This window comes from Geodermatophilus sp. SMS 5-13, assembly GCF_059428245.1.
This window is the reverse complement of sequence record NZ_CP165729.1, coordinates 2,770,532-2,787,701: the sequence shown is the minus strand read 5'-3', so window position 1 is coordinate 2,787,701 and position 17,170 is coordinate 2,770,532. Positions and strand designations below refer to the sequence as shown.

The window sequence follows — 17,170 nt, the reverse complement described above, 5'->3', positions numbered from 1 at the left end:
TCCCAGGGGGAACTCCGATGTGCCACCACGCGACTCCGTGCCCCGAGGCCGACAGCGAGAGCCGTGACCTCGCCGCCGTACTCGTGAGCCACCCCGAGCAGGGCTGGCGTCTGCTCTGCAACGGCGTCGTCCTCTTCGACGACGACGGCGAGCTGCTCCCCGACGGCCGGTCGTTCGGCGACCACCACATCTGGCGGACGCCGGCACTCGTCTGAGAAGGACCCCGCTGCCCCCGTCGCTCGCACGCTCGCGCCGGGCCCCGGCAGCGGGGCCGCCCTCAGGCCTGGCCGGCTACCACGTCCTGAGTCGTGCCGAGGTCGTCGGGCGCTCCGTCGGCCCGCGCGACGTCGCGCTGACCGGCGAGGTCGGCCGCGATCTCGGCCGGGTCCGGCTCGGCGAACGCCTCCGGCGACGGGCAGGCGCAGACCAGGTGGCGGTCGCCGTAGGCCTGGTCGATCCGCCGCACCGGGCTGAGATACGACCGGCCGACCAGCCCCGGCACCGGGTGCACCGCGACGCTGCGCGCGTACGGCCGGTCCCACTCCCCCGCCACCATGGCCAGCGTGTGCGGGGCGTTGCGCAGCGGGTTGTCGGCCTTGTCGTACTCCCCGGTGGCGACCTTCTCGATCTCCGCGCGGATCGTCGCCATCGCCTCGACGAACCGGTCCAGCTCGCCCTTGTCCTCGCTCTCGGTGGGCTCGACCATCAGCGTCCCGGCGACCGGGAAGCTCATCGTCGGCGCGTGGAAACCGAAGTCGATCAGCCGCTTGGCGATGTCGTCGTTGGTCACGCCGGTCGCCTTGGTCAGCGGGCGGATGTCGAGGATGCACTCGTGCGCCACCAGCCCGGTCGCGCCGGTGTAGAGCACCGGGTAGTGCTCGCCCAGCCGCGCGGCCAGGTAGTTCGCGCCGAGGATCGCGTGCTCGGTCGCCCGCGTGAGGCCCCCGGGGCCCATCAGCCGCAGGTACGCCCACGAGATGGGCAGGATGCCGGCCGAGCCCCACGGGGCGGCGGAGACCGCCGGGCCCTGCCCGCCGGTGTCGGCCAGCGGGTGGCCGGGCAGGAACGGCACCAGGTGCTCGGCCACGCCGATCGGGCCGACGCCCGGGCCGCCGCCGCCGTGCGGGATGCAGAACGTCTTGTGCAGGTTGAGGTGGCTGACGTCGGAGCCGAAACGCCCCGGCCGGGCCAGCCCCACCATCGCGTTGAGGTTGGCGCCGTCGACGTAGACCTGGCCGCCGGCGTCGTGCACCGCCGCGCAGATCTCCTGCACCTCGGTCTCGAACACGCCGTGGGTCGACGGGTAGGTCAGCATGATCGCGGCGAGCCGCTCGGCGTGCTTGTCGACCTTGGCGCGCAGGTCGGCGAGGTCGACGTTGCCGGCGTCGTCGCAGGCCACCACCACGACCCGCAGGCCGGCCATGACGGCGCTGGCCGCGTTGGTGCCGTGCGCGGAGCTCGGGATGAGGCAGACGTCGCGCTGGTCGTCGCCGCGGGCGCGGTGGTACCGGTGGATGGCCAGCAGCCCCGCGAACTCGCCCTGCGAGCCGGCGTTGGGCTGCACGCTGACCGCCGCGTAGCCGGTGATCTCGGCCAGGTCGGCGCACAGCTCGTCGATCAGCCGGCGGTAGCCGCGGGTCTGCCCGGCCGGGGCGAACGGGTGGATCCCCGCGAACCCCGGCCAGGTGACGGCGGCCATCTCCACCGCGGAGTTGAGCTTCATGGTGCACGAGCCCAGCGGGATCATCGTGCGGTCCAGCGCCAGGTCCTTGTCCGACAGCGCCCGCAGGTAGCGCATCAGCTCGGTCTCGGAGCGGTGCGCCGAGAAGACCGGGTGGGTGAGGAACGGCGTCCGCCGACGCAGCTCCGTGGGCAGCGCGTCCGGCCCGCCGTCGGGCAGCTCGCCCGGGGTCACCCCGAACGACTCGGCCACGGCGCGCAGGATCTCCGGCGTCGTCACCTCGTCGCAGCTCACCTGGACGACGTCGTCGTCCACCTGCCAGAGGTTGATCCGCCGCTGCGCGGCCGCGGCGACGACCTCGCCGGCCCGGCCGGGCACCCGGACGGCGAGGGTGTCGAAGAAGGACTCGTGCGCCAGCTCCAGGCCGCCGGCGGTGAGCCAGCCGGCCAGCGCCTGGGCGCTGCGATGCACGCGGGCGGCGATCGCGGCCAGCCCATCCGCGCCGTGGTAGACGGCGTAGGCGCCGGCCATGACCGCGAGCAGCACCTGCGCGGTGCAGATGTTGCTGGTCGCCTTCTCGCGGCGGATGTGCTGCTCGCGGGTCTGCAGCGCCAGCCGGTAGGCGACGTCGCCGTCGGCGTCGACCGAGACGCCGACCAGCCGGCCGGGCAGCTGCCGGGCCAGGCCCTCGCGCACCGACAGGTAGCCGGCGTGCGGGCCGCCGAAGCCCAGCGGGACGCCGAAACGCTGCGTCGTCCCGCAGGCGACGTCGGCGCCCCACTCCCCCGGCGCCTCCAGCAGGGTCAGCGCCAGCAGGTCGGCCGCGACGACGACGGCGGCCCCGGCCTCGTGCGCGGCGGCGGCGAGCGCCCGGTGGTCGCGGACCGCGCCGCTGGCCCCCGGGTAGGACAGCAGCACGCCGAAGGCGCCCGCCTCGGGCAGGTCGGCGGGCCAGCCGGCGGAGAGGTCGGTGACGTGCAGCCGGATGCCGAGCGGCTCGGCGCGGGTCTCCAGCACGGCGATGGTCTGCGGCAGCGTGTCGGCGTCGACCACGAAGACGGCGTCCGGCTTCGCCCGGCCGGCGCGGCGGACCAGCGTCATCGCCTCGGCGGCGGCGGTGGCCTCGTCCAGCATCGAGGCGCCGGCGACCGGCAGGCCGGTGAGGTCGGCGACCATCGTCTGGAAGTTCAGCAGCGCCTCGAGCCGGCCCTGGCTGATCTCCGGCTGGTAGGGCGTGTAGGCGGTGTACCAGGCCGGGTTCTCGAGGATGTTCCGCTGGATCACCGCCGGGGTGACCGTGCCGTGGTACCCCAACCCGATCATCGAGGTGTAGACCTCGTTGGCCTCCGCGCGCTCGCGCAGCTGGGCGAGGACGGCGAACTCGTCGGCCGCGGGCGGCAGGTTCAGCGGCGCGCGGTCGCGCACCCCCTCGGGGACGGTGGCGTCCACCAGCGCGTCCAGGGAGTCGTAGCCGACGGCGGCGAGCATGGCCGCCGTCTCGTCGTCGCGCGGGCCGATGTGGCGGGCGGCGAAGGAACCGGAGGGATCCAGGGCGGCCAGCGAGGGCAGCGACCCGGTCAGCGGTGCGCGGTCGGTCACTACCTGCACGCTACCAGCGCGGGCCAGGCGTCAACCGGAGGCGACCCAGGGTCCCGACGAGCGGGGCCCCGGAGGGTCCCCGAGGAGCGGACGGAAGCGGCTCAGCTCAGCAGGGCAACTGGTCGCGGTGTCGGCCGGTGGGCCGACGGATTACACAGCCCGGCGCGCCCGGCGCCGCTGGGACAGCTCGTCGTCCCCGTTGTGCACCGGACCGCCGTCGAGCCGCTCGGCGGGGAGCTCGGCGATGTCGCCGGAGAGCTCGCGCAGCGCGCCGGAGACCGCGATGCCGAAGACGCCCTGCCCGCCGGCGAGCAGGTCGACGACCTCCTCGGCCGAGGTGCACTCGTACACGGTCGCCCCGTCGGAGAACAGGGTGACGTTGGCGAGGTCCTTGATCCCGCGGTTGCGCAGGTGGTCGACGGCCTTGCGGATGTTCTGCAGCGAGACGCCGGTGTCGAGCAGCCGCTTGACGACCTTGAGCACGAGGATGTCGCGGAAGGAGTAGAGCCGCTGGGTGCCCGAGCCGGTGGCGGTGCGCACCGACGGGGCGACCAGGCCGGTGCGCGCCCAGTAGTCGAGCTGGCGGTAGGTGATGCCCGCCGCGGCGCATGCGGTGGGACCGCGGTAGCCCACGAGGTCGGTGTCCACCTCGTCGTAGGCAGGCGCGCCGACCGCGGCGTCGCTGAAGAGCTGACCCTGGGAGCCGTTGCTCTGGTCGCTCACGTCCAGCGTCCTCCTCATGTCCCGGCCCGCAGCTGCGGCGGTGGACCCCGGCGCTACACCCACCAACCTCAGGTGTCACACCGTTGTTGTTCGCCGACCGTAAGCCGGGCCCTGGAGTGGGTCAACTGACGAAGGCGGCGTGTCGCGGCGCTCACCCGTCGGGGGTGGGTGCGGTGACCCTACCGTGGCGCCGTCACCGGGTCGGGCGGCCGTACCGGACGTGACCGAATCGGGACCCGCCGGTGCCGTCTGCCCTGGTCAGCCGCCGGAGCCGGAGCCGGCGCCGAAGTCCTCCGGCGAGATCTGGTCGAGGAACTCGCGGAACTTCTCGACCTCGTCCTCCTGCTCGTCGGGTATCTCGATGCCCACTTCGTCGAGCAGGTCCTCGGCCCCGAAGATCGGCGCGCCCGTGCGCACGGCGAGGGCGACGGCGTCCGACGGGCGGGCGCTGACCACCCGCTCGTCGCCGAACACCAGCTCGGCGATGTAGATGCCGTCGCGCATCTCGGTGATGTTCACCGCCTCCAGCGTCGCGCCGAGCGCCCGGACGACGTCCTTGAGCAGGTCGTGCGTCATCGGCCGGGCCGGGCGCACCCCCTGCTGCTCGAACGCGATCGCGGCGGCCTCGACCGCACCGATCCAGATGGGGAGGTACCGCTCGCCCTGCGTCTCCTTGAGCAGCAGGATCGGCTGATTGCCCGGCAGCTCCACGCGGACGCCGATGACTCGAAGCTCCTGCACGGTACGGCTCCCTCAGCTGCGGCCCGGGGGTAGCGGGCAGTCGGTCTGTCAGGCGCCCGGTCAGCGGGCCGGCGCGGCGCCCCGGCCCGGCGTCCGACGCGTTCACGGTACGCCCGACCTATGGGCGCAGGAGGTCCCGGAGTCGTGCCTCCAGCAGGGCTGTGTGCAGCTGCGCGGACAGCGCGGCGAGCTCCCGGAGCTTCTCCGTGGCCCGGGCCCGGGACTCCTCCGACCGGGCCCTGAGCAGCGGCGCGACCAGTTGCTCGATCAGCCCGGCCTCGCGATCGGCGCCGTTGCTGTAGCCCCGCAGGTGCCGGGGCTCGATGCCGTGCCGGGCCAGCCCCGCGGCGGCCCGGGCCACCGGGAGGTCGGCCGCCGGGTGCCGGCCCCTCTTGTCCGGGACGAGCAGACCGAACTGCACGCAGTCGGCCAGCTGCTCCGGCGCCAGCCCGGCCGCGCGGGCGAACTGCTCGGCCGGCATCGGCCCACCGCCGTCGTCGTCCGGCCCGTCCGGGGCCACGGCGACCGGCGGCGGCACCGAGACCGGCCCGGTGGCCGACGCCGGCAGCGGCTCGCCGCGGTCCAGCGCCTCCAGGTGCTCCTTGATCACCCGCAGCGGCAGGTAGTGGTCGCGCTGCGCCGCGAGCACGTAGCGCAGCCGGGCCACGTCGGCCGAGGAGAACTTCCGGTACCCCGACGGCGTGCGCTGGGGGTGGACGAGGTCCTCGGTCTCCAGGTAGCGGATCTTGCTGATCGTCACGTCGGGGAAGTCGTCGCGAAGAACAGCCAGCACCTCGCCGATCGTGAGGCGAGGTGAGTGCTGGTCGGCGGCGTTCCCGATCGCGCTCTCGCGCGGCTCGGGCACCGGTCAGCGGGCGGCGGGCTCGCCGGTCCGCGGACCGGTGAGGTAGACCAGCCGGAACTTGCCGATCTGCACCTCGTCACCCCCCGCGAGGGTCGCGACGTCGACCGGCTCACGGTTGACGTAGGTGCCGTTGAGGCTGCCCACGTCGTGCACCGAGAAGCCGCCGCCCTCGCGGTGGAACTCCACGTGCCGCCGGCTGACGGTGACGTCGTCGAGGAAGATGTCGCTGTCCGGGTGCCGCCCGGCCGTGGTGACGTCCTGGTCGAGCAGGAAGCGGCTGCCCGCGTTCGGGCCGCGCTTGACCACCAGCAGCGCGGAGCCGGCCGGCAGCGACTCGACCGCACCGGCGTGGGCGTCGACCGCCGTGTCGGCGCTGACCTCGGCCTGCTCGCCGGAGTCCTCGCCTCCGACCTTGGGGATGACGCTGGTCGACTCCCCCACGCGCTCCTGCGACAGGGCCGCACCGCACTGCGCGCAGAAGCGACTGCCCTCGGGGTTGTTGTGGCCACAACGAGTGCAGTGCACGTCTGTCTCCTCCGGTGCAAGAAGGCACCGCCGCGGGCCAGGGTGTGGCCGCGGGCGGCCGGCGGACGACGGGCCGGACAGCCCGTCGCGGGTCGGCCTCCGTGGGGTCACGGCGGGCCGTGGGTCATCGAATCAGCCGGTCGGCCCGAGGGTCAACCGGACGTACAGGGTGAGGGTCGCAGGCCCTCCGACCGGTTGCCGGGGGGCCGGGCCGAGGCCCGTCCCGAGAGCATAGTGAGGGCGACCCGCGCGTCACGCCCGCGGGCCGCGCCGATCACGACGCGTCGACCAGCGCCTGGTAGGCGTCGGCGTCGAGCAGGCCGCCGGTGGGGTCGCCGCCCTCCACGCGGATCTCCACCAGCCAGCCCTCGCCGTACGGGTCGGCGTTGATGGTCTCCGGGGCGTCGGCCAGCCGGTCGTTGACCGCGGCCACCACCCCGGTCACCGGCGAGTAGACGTCGGAGACCGACTTGGTGGACTCCACCTCGCCGATCGCGGTGCCCGGCGCGACCTCCTCACCGACGTCGGGCAGCTGGACGTAGACGATGTCGCCGAGGGCGTCCTGCGCGTGGTCGGTGATCCCGACCCGCACCACCGTCGCACCGCCGTCCTCGCCCTGGACCAGGGCCCACTCGTGCTGGTCGGTGTAGCGGCGGTCGCTGGGTGTTGCCATGCGGCGGGCTCTCCTCAGATCGGGGGGACGACGTCAGTCGTCGTGGGGGTCCGGCGAAGCGTATTGAGGCGCGTCGAGGGGCCGCAACGCGTCCACGACCACCTGCTGGGCCTGGGTGATGTCCACCGAGCCACCGCGGCCGCCGATGCGCTGGACGACGCCGCCGGGGATGTTCATCGCCGTCTCCAGGTTCTGCGGCGACCCGATGACGAGCACCTCGTAGGGGGCGCTGATCTCCTGGCCGTCGATGAGCAGCGCCCCCGGCTCGCCGGTGACGGCGCTGGAGACGCCGATCCGGACGCCGTCGATCTGCATCGTCTCCGCGCCGGCACCGCGCAGCTCCTGGATGGCGTCGAGGACGTCGGCGACGCGCACCTCGGCGTCGGGGTCGCGGATCACCATGCGCAGCCCCGGGCCCTGGGCGGGGACGGTGCCGTTGAGGATGCCGATGGCGTCGGCCCGCTTCCTCGCGTCCTCCAGGGCGGCGGCGGACTGGCTGTCGGAGCTGTTGAGCTGGGCGAGCAGGGCCCGCTCGTCGGCGATCTGCTGGCGCAGCCGGTCCTCCTGCCCGTTGAGGGTGTCGAGGATGCGCACGAGGTCCTCCTCCCGCGCGCCGGTCAGCTTCTGGTCGGCGTCGTCGGTGCTGCGCACCTGGACGGCGAAGGCGAAGCCCAGCAGCAGGGTGAGGACGCCGATCAGCGCGGCGGCCAGCGGGTCGCGGCGGCGCCGCGCCCGGATGACCGTCGCCGGGGTCCCGTCCCCCTCGGCCGTCCCGCCGCTGTCCTCGGCGGGCGGCGCCGGCGCGGGGGTCTCCTCCTCTGCCGCCGGGGGCTGCTCCGCAGCGCCGTCGTCCACCGGCTCGGCGGGAACGCTCGTCTCCTCCGGCGCCGGGTCGGCCGCTGGCCGCTGGTCCTCGCTCATGCCCGGAACACGTGCCTTCGGATGGCCGCGGCGTTGCCGAAGATCCGGATGCCCAGGACGACGACGACCGCGGTGGACAGCTGCGCGCCGACGCCGAGCTGGTCGCCGAGGAACACGATCAGCGCGGCGACGACCACGTTGGACACGAAGGAGATGACGAACACCTTCGCGTCGAAGGTGCCGTCGAGGCGGGCGCGGAAGCCGCCGAAGACGGCGTCGAGCGCGGCGACCACCGCGATGGGCAGGTACGGCTGCAGCCACAGCGGCACCGTCGGGTCGAAGAGCAGACCGAGGACGACGCCGACCGCGAGGCCGAGGATCGGGATCACGGGTCAGCCCCCCGGTTCCTGGTCGGTCGCCGGGGCGTCCGGGACGACGGCGGCCGCGTGCAGCTCGGGCGGGAGGGCGGCGGGCAGGGACAGGTCGTTCTCCTTGGCGAACTCGAAGCGCAGCCCGTAGGACTCGGAGATGACGGCGAGCGCGCCGACCTCCGGGCTGGCGAGGAAGGTGTCCCGCAGCGTGTCGGGATCCCCGATCGCACGGACCTCGTACGGGTTCATGACCGGGTTGAAGTCGACCAGCACCGCCTCGCCGGCGAAGCGGATCGCGCTGGTGGGGCCCAGCCGCTGGCCGTTGATGCTGATCGCCTCGGCGCCGGCGGCCCACAGGGCGTTGACGACCAGCTGCAGGTCGCCGTCCCGGACCAGGCCGTTGGGGTCGATCTCGGGCTCGCCGCCGACCGGGTCCGAGTCGGCATCGGGCTCGGCATCGGCCAGGGTCACCAGCAGGCCGGGCCCGGTGACCGGCACCGCGCCGGCGCTCAGCTCCGTGGCGGCCAGCTGGTCGCGGGCGCGCTGGCCGACCGCGGTGGCCTGCAGCGCGTCGTCGCGGGTGCGGTTCACCTCGCGGCGGAGCCGGTCGAGGGTGCCGTTGAGCTCGTCGGCGGTGTCGGTCTCGGCGTCGATGTCGCCGAGCAGCGCGTCGCGCACCTGGCCGCGGCCCCGCTCGCCGGCGGCCGCCTGGTCGTAGGTGATCGCCCCGAGCAGGCCCGCGACCACCATGACCAGCGCGACGACCAGCCGCCGGCGCCCGCGGGCGGCACGCGGGGGGTCGCCGGCCGCCTGCGCCTTGCGGGCCGCCGCCTGGGCGTAGGCGGGGTCCAGCGTCTCGGCCAGCACCTGGTCCAGCAGGGAGGCGCCCATCGACCGCGGGCCGCTCCCCCGCCGCACGGCGGACGTCACGGCGCCGCCCCGGCGCGGGCGGCGCGGACGAGGCCGGCCGCCTGGACCAGGTAGAGCACGCCGGCGAGCACGTAGAAGGCGGTGCCCCAGAGGGTGAACGCCCACGCGATCGGCTCGGCGACCGCGGCGACCGGGCCGCTGCCCTGGGCCAGCAGCAGGATCGGGAAGGCGTAGAGCAGCAGGAACGTGGCGGCCTTGCCCAGGTAGTGCACCTGCAGCGGCGGGTAGCCGTAGCGGCGCAGCACGAGCAGCGCCAGGCCGAGCACCGCCTCCCGGCCGACCAGCAGCAGGACCAGCCACAGCGGCACGACCTCGCGCAGGGCGAGCGCGATCAGCGTGGCGACGATGTAGAGCCGGTCGGCCGCCGGGTCGAGCAGCGCCCCGAGCCGGCTGCCCTGGTCGAGCAGCCGGGCGAGCTTGCCGTCGGCCCAGTCGCTGACCCCGGACAGCGCGAGGACGACGATCGCCCACCCGTCGGCCTCCGGGCCGAGCAGCAGCCAGAGGAACAGCGGGACGCCGAGCAGCCGCAGCACCGACAGCGCGTTCGGCACCGTCCAGATCCGGTCGGCCAGCTGGTTGCGGTCGGAGACCACCCCGGCCGGAGCCGGCGCAGCGGCCGACGGCTCCCTCGACGTCGTCACTGCTCCTCCAGACCAACCGGCAGCCGCGCTGCACACCGCGCCCGAGGCTACTGTCCTCCACCGACACGACGGGTGACGGCGCACCGGGCGGCGGCCCCCTCGCGGCGTCGAGGGGGCCGCGGCTGCCGGTCCCCCCTACGCCGGCACGGCGGCCGTGACCGAGGGAGGCGCGGGCTCGTAGCCGAGCGGCTTGCGCGCGAAACTGCCCGTGCCGTGCGTGACCGAGCGCAGCGCCCCGGCGTAGGTGAGCAGCTCCACCTCCGGCACCTCGGCCCGCACATGCGTCCGGTCGCGATCGGGGTCGGCGTCGGTGCCGGTGACCCGGGCCCGCCGGGCGGACAGGTCGCTCATCACCGCGCCCACGTACTCGCCCGGGACGACGACCTCCACCTCGCACCACGGCTCAAGCACCCGGGTGCCGGACGCGGACGCCGCCTCCCGCACGGCCAGCGCCCCCGCGGCCTGGAACGCCGCGTCGGAGGAGTCGACCGAGTGCGCCTTGCCGTCGACGAGGGTGAAGTGGACGTCGACGATCGGCCGGTCGTTGTTGACGCCCTTCTCCACCTGGGCGCGGATGCCCTTCTCGACGCTGCCGTGGTACTGGCTGGGCACGGTGCCGCCGACGATCTTCTGCTCGAAGACGACGCCCGAGCCGGGCACCCCCGGCGCGGCCTCGACCACGACGATCGCATACTGGCCGTGGCCGCCGGACTGCTTGACCAGCCGGCCGGTGACCCGGGCCGGCGCGGCGAGGGTCTCGACCATGGGCACCCGCACCGGGACGGTGTTCACCGAGACCCCGTGCCGGGTGCGCAGCCGGTCGAGCAGCACCTCGGCGTGGGCCTCCCCCACGCACCACAGCAGCAGCTGGTTGGTGTCCGGGCGGCGCTCCAGGCGCACCGTCGGGTCCTCGGCGACCAGCCGGGCCAGCGCGGTGGCCAGCCGGTCCTCGTCGGCGCGCGAGGCCGCCTCCAGCGCGACCGGCACCTGCGGGGTCGGCAGGTCCCACGGCTTCATCAGCCGCGGGTCCTCCGGCGAGGACAGGGTGTCGCCGGTCTCCGCGGAGGTCAGCCGGGCGACGGCGCAGATGTCCCCCGCCGGGCAGGCCGCGACCGGGCGGAGGGTCGCGCCCAGCGGCGAGGAGAGCGCGCCGATCCGCTCGTCGACGTCGTGGTCGGGGTGCCCGCGATCGGCCATGCCGTGCCCGGAGACGTGCACCGAGATGTCCGGCTGCAGGGTGCCGGAGAACACGCGCACCAGTGACACGCGGCCGACGTAGGGGTCGGTCGTCGTCTTCACGACCTCGGCGACCAGTGGGCCCTCCGGGTCGCAGGCCAGGGACGGCGCCGCCTTGCCGTCCGGGCGGGTGACCGGCGGGCAGCCGTGCTCCATCGGGCACGGGAACGCCGACACCAGCAGGTCCAGCAGCTCGGTGATGCCGACGCCGGAGAGCGGGGCGACGGCCAGGATCGGGTGGAAGTGGCCGCGGGCGACCGCGGTCTCCAGGTCGGCGATCAGATCGGCGACGACGAGCTCCTCGCCGCCGAGGTAGCGGTCCATGAGGGTCTCGTCCTCGGACTCGCCGATGATCCCCTCGATCAGCTCCCCGCGGAGCCGGTCGGCGTCGGCCAGCTCCACGTGCGGCTCGAGCAGCGACACGAGCCCGGTCGGCGTCCCGTCGGGGCCGCGCTCGACCAGGTGCAGGGGGAAGACGCCCTCCCCCAGCATCAGCTGGCACATGCGCACGGCCTCGTCGACGTCGGCCCGTGGCCGGTCGAGCTGGCTGATCACCACCGCCCGGGGCATGCCGACGGCGGCGCACTCCTCCCAGAGCGCGACGGTCGCCGCGTCGACCCCGTTGACCGCCGAGACCACGAACAGCGCCGCGTCGGCGGCGCGCAGCCCGGCCCGCAGCTCCCCCACGAAGTCGGGCGAGCCGGGGGTGTCCAGCAGGGTGATGCGGTGGTCGGCGTGCTCGACGGTGGCCACGCCGAGGGACACCGAGCGCTGCTGGCGGACCTCGACCTCCTCGTTGTCGAGGGAGGTCGTGCCCTCCTCGATGCGCCCCGCCCGGGGCAGCGCGCCGGTCGCGACCAGCAGCGCCTCGGCCAGCGTCGTCTTGCCCGACCCGGCGTGGCCGACGAGGGCCACGTTGCGCACCTTGTCCGCGGGACGCGGCGCCGGCGCCGTCCCGGTGTCCTTCGCCATGATCCGGGCCGCTCAGCCGTGGACCGCGTCACGAACGACGTGACAGGTTCCGCTCGGGTAGAACAGCCCCTCGTGCCCGTCGGGCGACCACTTCACCAGGTACGGGGGTCCGCCCGACTCGCCCCGCACCTCGAGCACCTCTCCGGTGCGCTCCGGTTCCCCCTGGTGGGTGGAATGGACGACGATGCGGTCTCCGACCTTGGCTTCCACGGCGGCCTCCCAGGGCGCTCACGCGGGCTGTGGTATGGCTCACAGCCTGCCTCCGGGCCGGGAGCCGATCAAGCCCTGGGGGCCTCCCATTCGGGCGCCGCGGCGCGGGCGTCCCGCGCGTCCGGGCCCGCGCAGCGACGCGGGCCCGGACGCCGGTCAGCGGGTGCCGGAGGCGGCCAGGGGCGGCGCCGCCGGACCGCCGCCGGCGGCCGGCGGGGTGGTCGCGGACGACGCCGGCTGCGGGGCCTGCGGCGCGGGCACCGCCGCCTCGGTCGCCGGCGCGGCGTGCCCGGTCGAGCCGCCGAAGTACATCTGCGCGAGGTCGGGGTCGGCCAGCACCGCCGCCGCCGTCCGCTGGGTGACGACCCGGCCGCTCTCCATGACGATGCCGTCGGTGGCCATGCGCATGCCGAACCGGACGTTCTGCTCGACGAGCAGGATCGTCTTGCCGCTCTCCCGCATGAGCATCACCGACTCGTAGACCACCTGCAGCGCCTTGGGGTCCAGGCCGAGCGAGGGCTCGTCGAGCAGCAGCAGGGTCGGGTCGAGCATCAGCGAGCGGGCGAACTCCACCATCCGCCGCTGGCCGCCGGAGAGGTTGCCGGCCTTGTCGGCGGCGCGCTGGGCCACGATCGGGAACAGCTCGGCGACCTGGTCATAGCGCCTGCGGACCAGGGCGCGGTCGCGCCGGATCGTGTAGCCGCCGAGCAGCACGTTCTCCCGGACCGTCAGGTTCGGGAACAGCGCGTTGGCCTGCGGCACCTGCGAGACGCCGGCCTTGAGGATGTCCGCCGGCGAGGACCGGTGGATCGGCTGCCCGTTGAGCGTGACCTCGCCCAGGCGCGGGTTGAGCAGCCCGCTGACCGTGCGCAGCACGGTGGACTTGCCCGCGCCGTTCGGACCCACGATGCAGGCGACGGACCCGCGCTCGACGTCGATGTCGACGCCCTGCAGGACGTCACCGCCGCCGTAGCCGGCGACGACGCCGCGGAGCTGGAGCATCAGCGCACCCTTTCCGGTTCGAGCTGGAAGTCGTCCCCGAGGTAGGCGTCGATGACGGCGGGGTCGGTCTGGATCTGCTGCGGCGTGCCGGAGGCCATGGTCTTCCCGCGGGCGAGCACGTGGATCGGGTCGCAGAGCCCGAGCACGAACGGCATGTTGTGCTCGACGATGAGGAACGTCTTCCCGTAGGAGTTCAGCTCCCTGATCATCTCGGCCATCCGGTCGATGAGCACCGGGTTGATGCCACCGGCGGGCTCGTCGAGCAGGATCAGCTTCGGGTCGAGCATGAGGATCTGCGCCAGCTCCACCAGTTTCTGCTGCCCGTAGGACAGCGCCCGGGCCTTCTGGTCGCGGAAGGCCCGCATGCCGACGAACTCGAGCAGCTCCTCGGCCGCCCGCGCCTCGGGCCCGCTCACCGCGATGCGGCCCAGCTGGCCCACCGAGAACGACCGCTGCGGCGCGACGACGTTCTCCAGGACCGTCATCTCGCCGAAGAGCCGGGTGATCTGGAAGGTGCGCCCGATCCCCCGGTGCGCCCGGCCCCAGGAGGGCAGCTTCTCGACCCGCTCGCCGTCGAAGGTGATCGTCCCGGCGTCCGCGGCGATGGTGTTGTCGATCAGGTTGAAGACCGTGGTCTTGCCCGAGCCGTTGGGTCCGATCAGGCCGGTGATGGAGCCGGCCGGCACGGCGAACGAGCAGCCGTCGACGGCGTGCAGTCCGCCGAAGCTCTTGACCAGCCCGGACACCTCGAGCAGCGGCTGCCCGGCGGGCGTGCGCGTGGTCGACGGCTCCAGCCGCTCCTTCAGCGACTCCAGGCTGCCGCCGGTGCCGATCCGCGCGCCCACGAGCCCGGCCTTGCCGGACGTCCGCCGCCAGTTCAGCAGCGACTCGACCGCGGGCAGCACGCCGTTGGGCAGCAGGATGACCACGGCGATCAGCAGGCCGCCGAAGAGGAAGAGCCGGGTGTTGCCGCCGCCGAGGTTGTTGTTGGCGATCTCGTTGAGCGGCTCGATGAGGAACGCGCCGAGCACCGGGCCCCACAGCGTGCCCCGGCCGCCGACCAGCAGCGACAGGATGATCTGGACGCTGATCAGGATGCTGAACATCCCGCGCGGGTCGATGAAGGTCAGGTAGTAGCCGTAGACCGCGCCGGCCATGCCCACGAAGACGGTGCTGGCGACGAACCCGGTGATCTTCTCCACCGGCAGGTTGATGCCGATGGTCGCGGCCTTGGTCTCGTCCTCGCGGATCGCGATCAGGCCCATGCCGAGCTTGGTGCGGCGGATCCACCAGGACATCAGCACCTGCAGGGCCAGGATCGCGAGCAGCGCGTAGTAGAAGGGCCAGTTGAGGATGTCGCGGTCCCAGGTCGGCAGCGGCAGGGTCAGCCCCGCCGTCCCGTTGGTCAGCGAGACCCAGTTGACCGCGATCACCTGGACCAGGAACAGGAACGCGACGGTGATGATCACGAACGCCGGGCCGCGGGAGCGCAGCGACACCAGTCCCAGGCCGACGGCGACGACGGCGGCCACGACCCCGGCCACCGGCACCCACAGCCACGGGGAGACGCCGTCGAAGCGGGTGGCCAGCACACCGATCGTGTAGCCGCCGAGGCCGATGAACGCCCCCTGGCCGAGCGAGACGTAGCCGGCGTAGCCGGTGATGATGTTGAGCCCGCTGGCGCCGACGGCGAACACCAGCGACAGGATGATCATGTTCTGGTAGTAGGCGTCGTCGACCGCCACCGGGAAGACAACGAGGAACAGCGCGCTCAGGACGACCAGCAGCCGGCCGATCCACAGCGGGCTGGCCAGGGCACGGACCGACGGGCTCATGCGGCCACCGCATCCTCTCGCAGACGGGAACCGAGCAGACCCTGCGGCCGGAACAGCAGGACGGCGAAGACGATCAGGTAGGGCACGGCGGTGGCCCAGGCCGGCGAGACGTAGGCGGCGGTCATCGTCTCGGCCACGCCGAAGAGCAGGGCGCCGAGGATGGCGCCGTTGAGGCTGCCCATCCCGCCCAGGACGACGATCGCCAGCAGCCGGGCGATCCACTGGTAGTGCGCGCCGGGGACGAACGGGTACATGACGCCGACGATCGCGCCGCCCGCGCCGGCGGCGGCGATGCCGAGCCCGAACACCAGGGCGGCCACCGAGGCCACCCGGATGCCGACCAGCTCGGCGCCGGCCGGGTTGACCGCCGCCGCCCGGATCGCCCGTCCGAGCCAGGTGCGGCTGAGCACCAGCCCCAGCACGACGAGCACCGCGATCGCGACCAGCCCGCCGAAGACCTGCGTCTTGGGCAGGAAGAGCCCGAAGACCTGGAAGGACTCGTCGGCGTAGCTGGGCCGGATGGCCGTCGAGTTGTTGCCCCAGATCGTGCCCATCGCCGCCTCCAGCACCATCGCGAGACCGAAGGTCAGCAGCACGGTGGAGACCATGGGGGCGGTGCGGATCCGGGCCACGAACAGCTTGTAGGTGACCCAGCCGAGGACGAACACGACGGGCGTCGTGATCACGATGCCCAGCAGCGGGTCGATGCCCGCCGCGTTCCACAGCGAGTAGGTGACGAACGCGGCAAGGATCAGGAAGGCGCCGTGCGCCAGGTTGATCACCCGCATGACCCCGAAGATGAGGGTGAGCCCGCCGGCGACCAGCGCGTACACCCCGCCCAGCAGCAGGCCCAGGATCAGGTCCTGCGTCAGCTCGGTCATGCCTCCCCCTCCGGGCCGGGGCCCGCCGGGCGCGGGGTGGCGCCCGGCGAGCTCACGGATTCCGTCACGCGCCGCCGCCGGGCTGCCAGCCCTGGACGATCTGGTCGCTGGTGGCGGCGTCGGTCGGCAGCACGATCTCGGCGGTGCCGCTCTGCCACTGGCCGATGAGGAACTCACCGATCGGGCTGCCGTCGTCGTTCCACTGCAGGTCGCCGAGGACGGTGTCGACGGTGTTGTCGCGCAGCCAGTCGGCGAGCTTCTCCTGGTCGTCGATGCTGCCGACGGCCTCGACGGCGGCCTGCATGACCTGCGCGGCGGCGAAGGCGTCCGCGGCGTCCTCCGGCGGCGCGCCGCCGAACATCTCGTCGTAGGTCTGCACGAACTCCTCGTTCCCGGGAGTCGAGGCCTCGGGCGTGTGGCTGACCGCGTACATGATGCCCTCGGTGTTCTCCGGGCCGACGGCCTCAGAGAACTGGTCGGCCTGCGACGGGGCGCTGGTCTGGTACAGCCACTTCGGCTGGAAGCCCAGCTTCAGCATCGAGCGGATGAGACCGACGCCGTCCTCGAACACCGCGCCGCTGACGACGAGGTCGGGGTTGGCCGCCTTCATCGCGTTGACGATCGTGTCGAAGTTCTTCGTGTCGATCGCGTAGGTCTCCTGGTAGACCGTCTGGACGCCGGCCGCCTCGAGGATCGTGCGGATGCCCTCGACGTTCGGGGCCGCGAACGGGTCGTCGATCGTCGGGTAGGCCGCCGTCTTGGGCCGCTGGTCCTCCGGCAGGCCGGCGATCCAGTTCGCGAAGACCTCGCCCTGCTTGTCGGCGGTGGCCTGCTGGGCGAAGAACAGGTACTTGAAGCCGCGGTTGAACATGTCCGGCGAGCCGCCGGCGGGCTCGACGTAGAGCATCTGGTTGCGCTCGGCGACCGCGGAGGCCGGCAGGTTGAGCAGCGAGGAGAAGGTGCCGAGGAGCAGCTCGACCCGGTCCTGGCTGATCAGCGCGTTGTAGTCGGAGACGATCGTGTTCTGGTTCGAGGCGTCGTCCTTGATGACGAGCTCGACCTGGCGGCCGAGCAGGCCGCCGTCGTCGTTGATCAGCTTCTCCCACACCTTGTAGCCCTGCTGCGCCGCCGTGCCGGGCTGGGAGAACTCACCGGTGAGAGGCAAGGACGTGCCGATCTTGAGGGTGTCGTCGTCCGAGCCGCCCCCGCCGCCGCCGTCGGAACCGCAGGCGGCGACGCCCACCACCAGAAGTCCCGTGACCGCCAGCGTCGAGAGACGCCGGTTGAGCCTGACGTGAGACATGCTTCCTCCTGACGGGCCGCAATCGATTGCGGATCTGGGCCAGATGGTGTGACCGCGGGCACACGGTGTCAAGCACTCTGCCGCGAACGGTGGCCAAATCTTTGCCGACCACTGCTCCCGC

At 73.4% G+C, this 17,170-nt stretch carries 17 protein-coding genes; 1 reads left to right on the top strand and 16 read right to left on the bottom strand.

The genetic code is table 11. From position 1 onward, the window contains the following. Positions 1–17 precede the first annotated feature (17 nt). Entirely contained in the window at positions 18–215 is a 198-nt protein-coding gene (locus AB3388_RS13570; protein WP_495411292.1) for a DUF5999 family protein, read from the top strand. 62 nt (positions 216–277) lie between these two features. Here AB3388_RS13570 and gcvP read toward each other — a convergent pair whose 3' ends face one another. The 16 genes from gcvP to AB3388_RS13490 all read right to left on the bottom strand — a co-directional run bounded on the left by gcvP (position 278) and on the right by AB3388_RS13490 (position 17,049). Continuing rightward, positions 278–3,280 (bottom strand): aminomethyl-transferring glycine dehydrogenase, encoded by a 3,003-nt coding sequence (gcvP, locus tag AB3388_RS13565; RefSeq protein ID WP_495411291.1) that lies wholly within the window; start codon positions 3,278–3,280, stop codon positions 278–280. Positions 3,281–3,430: 150 nt separating this feature from the next. Next, the gene (locus tag AB3388_RS13560) at positions 3,431–4,003 is read right to left on the bottom strand and encodes a MerR family transcriptional regulator (RefSeq protein ID WP_495411290.1); all 573 of its coding nucleotides are present in this window, start codon (positions 4,001–4,003) and stop codon (positions 3,431–3,433) included. 258 nt (positions 4,004–4,261) lie between these two features. Beyond that, positions 4,262–4,744: a bifunctional nuclease family protein gene (locus tag AB3388_RS13555; protein ID WP_495411289.1), complete on the bottom strand. Its 483-nt coding sequence runs from the start codon at positions 4,742–4,744 to the stop codon at positions 4,262–4,264. Positions 4,745–4,862: 118 nt separating this feature from the next. Further along, complete coding sequence (gene ftsR, locus AB3388_RS13550; protein ID WP_495411288.1) at positions 4,863–5,609, bottom strand: transcriptional regulator FtsR; 747 nt, start codon at positions 5,607–5,609, stop codon at positions 4,863–4,865. Positions 5,610–5,612: 3 nt separating this feature from the next. Continuing rightward, on the bottom strand, positions 5,613–6,134 hold the full coding sequence (gene odhI / locus AB3388_RS13545) for an oxoglutarate dehydrogenase inhibitor Odhl (protein WP_448623446.1): 522 nt from the start codon (positions 6,132–6,134) through the stop codon (positions 5,613–5,615). Between the two features lie 274 nt (positions 6,135–6,408). Further along, positions 6,409–6,807 (bottom strand): glycine cleavage system protein GcvH, encoded by a 399-nt coding sequence (gcvH, locus tag AB3388_RS13540; protein ID WP_495411287.1) that lies wholly within the window; start codon positions 6,805–6,807, stop codon positions 6,409–6,411. A gap of 33 nt (positions 6,808–6,840) precedes the next feature. Next, positions 6,841–7,728, bottom strand: a complete 888-nt coding sequence (locus AB3388_RS13535; RefSeq protein WP_495411286.1) for a DUF881 domain-containing protein — start codon at positions 7,726–7,728, stop codon at positions 6,841–6,843. Next, positions 7,725–8,057 carry a small basic family protein gene (locus tag AB3388_RS13530; RefSeq protein WP_495411285.1) on the bottom strand — a complete coding sequence of 111 codons (333 nt, stop codon included), beginning with the start codon at positions 8,055–8,057 and terminating at the stop codon, positions 7,725–7,727. The genes AB3388_RS13535 and AB3388_RS13530 overlap by 4 nt, the downstream gene beginning before the upstream one ends. A gap of 3 nt (positions 8,058–8,060) precedes the next feature. Then, on the bottom strand, positions 8,061–8,930 hold the full coding sequence (locus AB3388_RS13525) for a DUF881 domain-containing protein (protein WP_495411284.1): 870 nt from the start codon (positions 8,928–8,930) through the stop codon (positions 8,061–8,063). Positions 8,931–8,965: 35 nt separating this feature from the next. Beyond that, the gene (gene clsA, locus AB3388_RS13520) at positions 8,966–9,610 is read right to left on the bottom strand and encodes a cardiolipin synthase ClsA (RefSeq protein ID WP_495411283.1); all 645 of its coding nucleotides are present in this window, start codon (positions 9,608–9,610) and stop codon (positions 8,966–8,968) included. Between the two features lie 135 nt (positions 9,611–9,745). After that, positions 9,746–11,818 carry an elongation factor G-like protein EF-G2 gene (locus AB3388_RS13515; RefSeq protein ID WP_495411282.1) on the bottom strand — a complete coding sequence of 691 codons (2,073 nt, stop codon included), beginning with the start codon at positions 11,816–11,818 and terminating at the stop codon, positions 9,746–9,748. Positions 11,819–11,830: 12 nt separating this feature from the next. Next, the gene (locus AB3388_RS13510) at positions 11,831–12,028 is read right to left on the bottom strand and encodes a DUF1918 domain-containing protein (protein ID WP_448623453.1); all 198 of its coding nucleotides are present in this window, start codon (positions 12,026–12,028) and stop codon (positions 11,831–11,833) included. Positions 12,029–12,184: 156 nt separating this feature from the next. Continuing rightward, positions 12,185–13,030 (bottom strand): ABC transporter ATP-binding protein, encoded by an 846-nt coding sequence (locus AB3388_RS13505; RefSeq protein ID WP_495411281.1) that lies wholly within the window; start codon positions 13,028–13,030, stop codon positions 12,185–12,187. Further along, a complete protein-coding gene (locus tag AB3388_RS13500) occupies positions 13,030–14,865 on the bottom strand; it encodes a branched-chain amino acid ABC transporter ATP-binding protein/permease (RefSeq protein WP_495411280.1) in 1,836 nt (611 codons plus the stop codon). The genes AB3388_RS13505 and AB3388_RS13500 overlap by 1 nt, the downstream gene beginning before the upstream one ends. Beyond that, positions 14,862–15,746, bottom strand: coding sequence for a branched-chain amino acid ABC transporter permease (locus AB3388_RS13495; protein WP_495411279.1), 885 nt, complete (start codon positions 15,744–15,746; stop codon positions 14,862–14,864). The genes AB3388_RS13500 and AB3388_RS13495 overlap by 4 nt, the downstream gene beginning before the upstream one ends. 64 nt (positions 15,747–15,810) lie before the next feature. Further along, complete coding sequence (locus AB3388_RS13490) at positions 15,811–17,049, bottom strand: amino acid ABC transporter substrate-binding protein (protein ID WP_495411278.1); 1,239 nt, start codon at positions 17,047–17,049, stop codon at positions 15,811–15,813. Positions 17,050–17,170 lie beyond the last annotated feature (121 nt).